This is a genomic window from Brevundimonas sp. (genome assembly GCF_041688735.1).
In the GTDB taxonomy this organism is placed as follows: domain Bacteria; phylum Pseudomonadota; class Alphaproteobacteria; order Caulobacterales; family Caulobacteraceae; genus Brevundimonas.
This window is the reverse complement of record NZ_JBDNHO010000010.1, coordinates 1-5,999: the sequence shown is the minus strand read 5'-3', so window position 1 is coordinate 5,999 and position 5,999 is coordinate 1. Positions and strand designations below refer to the sequence as shown.

Annotated in this window: 4 protein-coding genes; 2 read left to right on the top strand and 2 right to left on the bottom strand. The window is 65.1% G+C overall.

Annotation, left to right across the window (positions count from 1 at the left end; genetic code table 11):
- Positions 1-2,688, top strand: a 2,688-nt coding sequence (locus ACESMO_RS01485) for a TonB-dependent receptor domain-containing protein (RefSeq protein ID WP_372706410.1), incomplete at its 5' end; no start/stop codon positions are given.
- A gap of 148 nt (positions 2,689-2,836) precedes the next feature.
- A complete protein-coding gene (locus ACESMO_RS01480) occupies positions 2,837-3,373 on the top strand; it encodes a hypothetical protein (protein ID WP_372706409.1) in 537 nt (178 codons plus the stop codon).
- Between the two features lie 24 nt (positions 3,374-3,397).
- On the opposite strand, the gene ACESMO_RS01475 is transcribed toward ACESMO_RS01480, so the two are convergent.
- Complete coding sequence (locus tag ACESMO_RS01475) at positions 3,398-4,342, bottom strand: class I SAM-dependent methyltransferase (RefSeq protein ID WP_372706408.1); 945 nt, start codon at positions 4,340-4,342, stop codon at positions 3,398-3,400.
- A 99-nt stretch (positions 4,343-4,441) separates the two neighbouring features.
- Positions 4,442-5,999: vitamin B12 dependent-methionine synthase activation domain-containing protein (locus ACESMO_RS01470; RefSeq protein WP_372706407.1), on the bottom strand; the 1,558-nt coding region annotated here is incomplete at its 5' end.

Genomic DNA, 5,999 nt, shown 5'->3' with positions numbered 1-5,999 from the left:
TCGGGAACGGCCACGGTGTCGCTCCGCAACCTCGGCTCGTCGCGCACCCTGGTGCTGATCGACGGTCGCCGGATGGGCTACGGCTCGCCGAACGACGACGCGGCCGACCTGAACCAGATCCCGGAACAACTGGTCGAACGCGTTGAAGTCCTGACCGGCGGTGCCTCCGCCGTCTACGGTTCGGACGCCCTCGCCGGCGTCGCCAACTTCATCATGAGGAAAGATTTCGAAGGCGTTCAACTGGACGCCCAGTACGGCTTCTATCAGCACAACAACGACTATGACGGCGTTGGCAACCTGCGCGCCGAGATCGCGCGTCGCGGTACGACCAACCCTTCGCAGTTCGCCCTGCCGGATGACAATGTCTCGGACGGCGAAAGCCGCTCATTGAACGCCGTCATTGGTGTGTCGGCTCCCGACGGCCGCGGTAATGTGATGGCCTATGCGGGTTATCGGAACAATAATCCGGTCCTGCAACGCGACCGGGACTACTCTGCCTGCGCCATCGCCGCACCATCTGCGGTGCCGCCTCCCGGCGTCGCCCCGAATACCTACAATTGCGGTGGTTCGGGCACCTCGTTCCCTGGCCGGTTCACGGACTTCGGTACTTACAACTCCACGCTTGGTGCCGGCCGGACCTTCGTGCCGTTCAACGCGAACCTCAACAATTACAACTACGGCCCCTTGAACTACTATCAGCGCCCGGATGAGCGTTACACCCTCGGCGCTTTCGGCCGCTACGAAGTGAACGAGAAGGCGGAAGTATTCGCCCAGCTGATGTTCTCCGACTACAGCTCGGTTGCCCAGATCGCGCCTTCCGGAAACTTCTTCAGCACGTCGGACATCAACTGCGACAACCCCCTGCTCGGTACGCAGCAACGGACGACCATAGGTTGTACGGCGGGCGATATCGTCGCCGGCAACCGCCGGGAGATGTTTGTTGGTCGCCGGAACGTCGAGGGCGGTGGTCGTCAGGACAGTCTGAACTTCGAGTCCTATCGCGGCGTCGCCGGTGTCCGCGGTGAGCTCACGCCGGGCTGGAACTACGACGTGGCGGCCCAGTTCTCGCGGGTCCGTCAATCGCGCGTTTATCTGAACGACTTCTCGGTGTCCCGTCTGGGTCGCGCTCTTGACGTCGTCAACGTGGCCGGCACGCCGACCTGCCGGTCTGTCGTCAACGGCACCGATCCCGCGTGCGTGCCCTATGACATCTTCATCCAGGGTGGCGTCACTCAGACGGCGCTGGACTACCTGCAGATTCCGCTGGTTCAGACCGGCCAGACCACCCAGCAGGTGATCACCGCCGCTGTCACCGGCGACACCGGTTGGACCATGCCGACCGCCTCGCGCAGTCTGCAGGTCGCCTTCGGTGCCGAATACCGCCGTGACTTCCTCGGCTTCGTCACCGACACTGCCTTCGCCACCGGCGACGGTGCCGGTCAGGGCGGCCCGACCATCGGCTTCAGTGGCGACACCGACGTGGCCGAGGTCTTCGGCGAGTTCCAGCTTCCGCTGGCCGACGATCAGCCCTGGGCCTATTCGGCCTCGATCGACGGTGCCTATCGCCGGTCGGAGTACGAAAACTACGGTACCGACACCTACAAGCTCGGCGCCGACTACGCCCCCGTTGAAGACATCCGCTTCCGCGCCAGCTATTCGCGCGCGGTTCGCGCCCCCAACGTGATCGAATTGTTCACGGCCCAGGGCTTTAACCTGTTCGACGCTGACCGCGATCCTTGCGACGCGTCCACTGGCGCCGTAGCGGCCAACTGCATCGGTGCCGCGCCGTTCCAAGTCACTGCCGGTCAATCGGCGGGCGGTGGTCTGGACAGCCCGGCTAACCAGTACAGCTTCCTTCAGGGCGGCAATCCAAACCTGAATCCTGAAGAATCCGACACCTACACGGCCGGCGTCGTGTGGGAGCCCAGTTTCTTCCCGCGCTTCAACCTGTCGGTCGACTATTTCAGCATCAAGATCGATCAGGCCATCCAGACATTGGGTGCCCTGAACACCCTGAACCTCTGCTATCAGAACAGCGACGCTGCGGCGTGCGGCCGCATCAACCGTAACCCGGGCACCGGCCAACTGTGGATCGGTAGCGGCAATGTGCAGGACCTGAACATCAACATCGGTGGTTTCGAAACCTCAGGCGTTGACGTCAATGCCAACTACAATGTCGACCTCGAGGACTGGGGCATGGCCGGCTACGGCTCGCTGCGAGGTTCGTTCGTCGGTACGTGGCTGAACGACTTGGTGACCGATACAGGTGCCGGTACTACGCAGTCGACCTATGACTGCGCCGGCTTCTACGCCAACCAGTGCGGCGTGCCGAACCCGGAATGGCGTCACCGCGCCCGCCTGAGCTGGATCACCCCGTGGGACTTAGACATCTCGGGCACCTGGCGCCACTACGGCGCAGTTGAAATCGCCGTACTGGGCGCCGGCGGTTCGCTGAACAACGGCGGTGCCCGTATCGATCGCAACTTCGACGCGGAAAATTACTTCGATCTGGCGGCCGTCTGGCAGATGCGTGACACCGTCACCTTCCGCGCCGGCGTCAACAACGTGTTCGATAACGACCCGCAACTGTCCTACAGCGTGGGTACGACCGGCAACGGCAACACCTATCCTCAGCTGTATGACTCGCTGGGCCGTTACGTCTTCTTCGGTATCACCGCCAACTTCTAGGGCCTGATACCCAAGACCATCTGGGGCGGCGGATCTTAGGGTCCGCCGCCCCATTCTTTTGCGGGATAGGTGCCGCAGAAAAACCATTCGCCGACGTCAAGCGTTGCACGTTCGGTGTCGGGCGTGACGCCTGTCCAAGGACCTGTCCATGATCGCCAGCCTCGCCGCCGCCCTTGCCTTTCTGGTCCAGACGCCCGCGCCCCAGGACGGGGTCGTCGTCACCGCCGCTCCGACCAGCGGCGAAACCGTGGATGCGCAGCGCTTCCGCGAAGCCGTGGCCTACGCCAACCCGATGCCGCGCGGCGCGCCCGAGGTCGACTATCCGCTGGTGGTCTGGTGCGAGGCGCTGGTGAACGGCCACGTCGCTTTGGGCGAGACCCTGACCGATGCCGATCCGCTGGATCTCGACATCATCCGTCTGGGAAAGCTGGAAGCCGCCGATTTCCGCGGGGCGCTGGACGCCGCCGAGCCGCGCCAGACCCCGGCCAGCCGCGCCGCCGCTCGTGCCGCCGCCGCCGAGGCCACCGCCAAATGGGCCCGGCTGGCGGGTCAGGACGAGGCCGTGCGCAGTCAGGCCTTTGGTCTGTTCTTCGGCCTGCCGGGACGGTGCGAACACGCCGCGCGCCGCATCCGCGAAAATATCACCGCCCCGCCGGCGACGCCCGCCGATGTCGGGCTAGAATAGGCCCGCGCTGGGACAGGCGAGTGCCTATGCCTTGCGGAAGGTCAGCCGCCAGGTGATCAGATCGCCTCGCTGATCCGCGATCTCGGAACGGTCGGCAAGGACCAGCCCGCACCGGTCGGCCCGTTGGACAAAGCCATCGAGACCGGTTCCGTCGAGCGCAGCCCGGGTCTGGCACAACTGACGGTGACGCCAGGCAGAATTCCCAGTCTCGAAACCGTCGATCCGGGCCAGCGCGCTGACGGGTTCATAGGATGCGACCCGGTCAGCCAGGTCGCCGAGATAGCCGACCAGATAGCGCACGGGATCGAAGGCAGGGTCCGGTTCGAGGCGGTCCTGCGCGCGGCGCACGGCTTCGGCGAAGACCTGCTCGGCCGCCTGCACCGATGCCGACGGCAGACCCTTCCGATGCGCCGAAAAGGCGCGACGGGCCTGACGCACAGCCGCCCCGTTCGCCATAACCCTGTCATAGGCCGAGATCTGCGCAGCGGTCTGGCGGGTAATGGCGCTGTCCGCATGATGCACCAGGAACAGGGCCTGCCCGCCGGGCTTGAGGACCCGCGAGACCTCGGCCAGGGCCAGGCGGCTGTCGGCGTATTCAATGCCGAACTGCGATGAGGCTCCGTCGAAATGCGAGGCTGGAAACGGCAGCTTCTCCAGCGCCACGCCGCCTAGAAGGGTGCAGCCCGCAAGCGGGCGTACCTCGGCATAGTCGACGCCGACGACTTCAAACGCCTTGCCTTGGCCCTCGGCCGTCGCCGCAGCGTAGCCGGCCACCTGGCCGCTTCCCGTCGCGAGATCGAGCAGGACAGCGCCCGTGTCGAAGGCCGCGAACCAATCGCTCCAGATGTTCCGGGTCTCGAAGGTGACGGGTCCTGCCGCCGTATTGACCGTCATGACCTCTTCCCGGCCACTCCGCCAATAGTCGGTCCAGTGCCATCCGGGACGCTTGTCCGAAAGCGATTGGGTCATCCGGACTCCATCATGACGACGCGCAGCCCGATCTGTCCGGCCCGGCGCCCGAAACCCTGATAGGTCAATCGGGAGCGACAGGCCAATAGCCGTTTCCGTTCAGGCCGTCGCCACCCTCACGACGGCGACCGGCTCGTAGTTGAGGATGGGCGACAGCCAGCGCTCGGCGGTCGCCACCTCCCACCCCTTGCGCCGGGCATAGTCCTTGACCTGATCGCGATCGATCTTGCCTACGCCGAAATAGTGGCTGTTGGGGTGGCCGAAATACAGGCCGGAGACCGACGAGGGCGGGCTCATGGCGAAGCTCTCGGTCAGAGCCATGCCCGCCTGGACCTCCGCGTCCAGAAGGCGGAAAAGCGTCGCCTTTTCCGTATGATCGGGCTGGGCTGGATAGCCGGGGGCGGGGCGAATACCCTGATAGGTTTCGGCGATCAGCTGGTCGGTCGTCGTCGTTTCATCCGGGGCATAGCCCCACAGTTCCGTGCGAACGCGCTTGTGCAGGGCCTCGGCGAAAGCCTCGGCCAGACGGTCCGCCAGCGCCGATGACATGATCGCCGAATAGTCGTCTCCGGCGGCCTTGAACCGGTGCGAGACCGCCATCTCGCCATGACCGGCCGTGACCGCAAAGGCCCCGATCCAGTCCGACCCGTCCGGTGCGACGAAGTCCGACAAGGCCGGGTTGGACCTGCCGTTCGACTTGGCCATCTGCTGTCGAAGGGTATGGAAGCGGGCGATCTCCCGCGTGCGGCCTTCGTCCTCGAAGACGACGATGTCGTCCTGATCCGCGTTGGCGGGCCAGAAGCCGACGACGCCCCTGGCCGTGAACCATTTCTCGTCGACGATCCGCTTCAGCATCGCCTTGGCGTCCACGAACAGGTCTCGCGCGGCCGTGCCCACGATCTCGTCGTCGAGGATCATCGGATAGCGACCGATCAGCTCCCAGCTGGCGAAGAAGGGCGTCCAGTCGATGTGGTCGGCGAGGTCGGCGAGGTCCCAGGCGTCGAATGTCCGTGTACCGATGAATGACGGCGCGGAGGGTCTGGACGAGGACCAGTCGATGGAGAATTTGTTGGCGCGGGCCTTGGCAAGAGGGCTGCGGGCCTTGACCTCCAGACCCCGCGCATACTGCTCGCGGATGCGGATGTATTCGTCGCGGGTGACGGCTTCGTTCTTCGACCGCTCGGTCTTGGACAGCAGGCCGGCGACCACGCCGACGGCGCGACTGGCGTCCACGACATAGGTGGTCGATCCGGCGCGATAGCCGGGCTCGATCTTGACCGCCGTATGCGTCCGGCTGGTCGTTGCGCCGCCGATCAGCAGGGGGATGTCAAAGCCCCGCCGTTCCATCTCGCGCGCCACGAACACCATCTCATCCAGCGACGGCGTGATCAGGCCCGACAGGCCGACGATGTCGACCTTGTGCTCGACGGCGGCGTCGAGAATCCGGTCGGCCGGGACCATGACGCCCAGGTCGATGACCTCATAGTTGTTACACTGCAGCACGACGCCGACGATGTTCTTGCCGATGTCGTGGACGTCGCCCTTGACCGTGGCCATCAGGATGCGGCCCGCCTGTTCGCGCGGCTTGCCGGCCTTTTCGGCCTCCATGAACGGGTTCAGCCAGGCGACCGCCTGTTTCATCACCCGCGCGGACTTC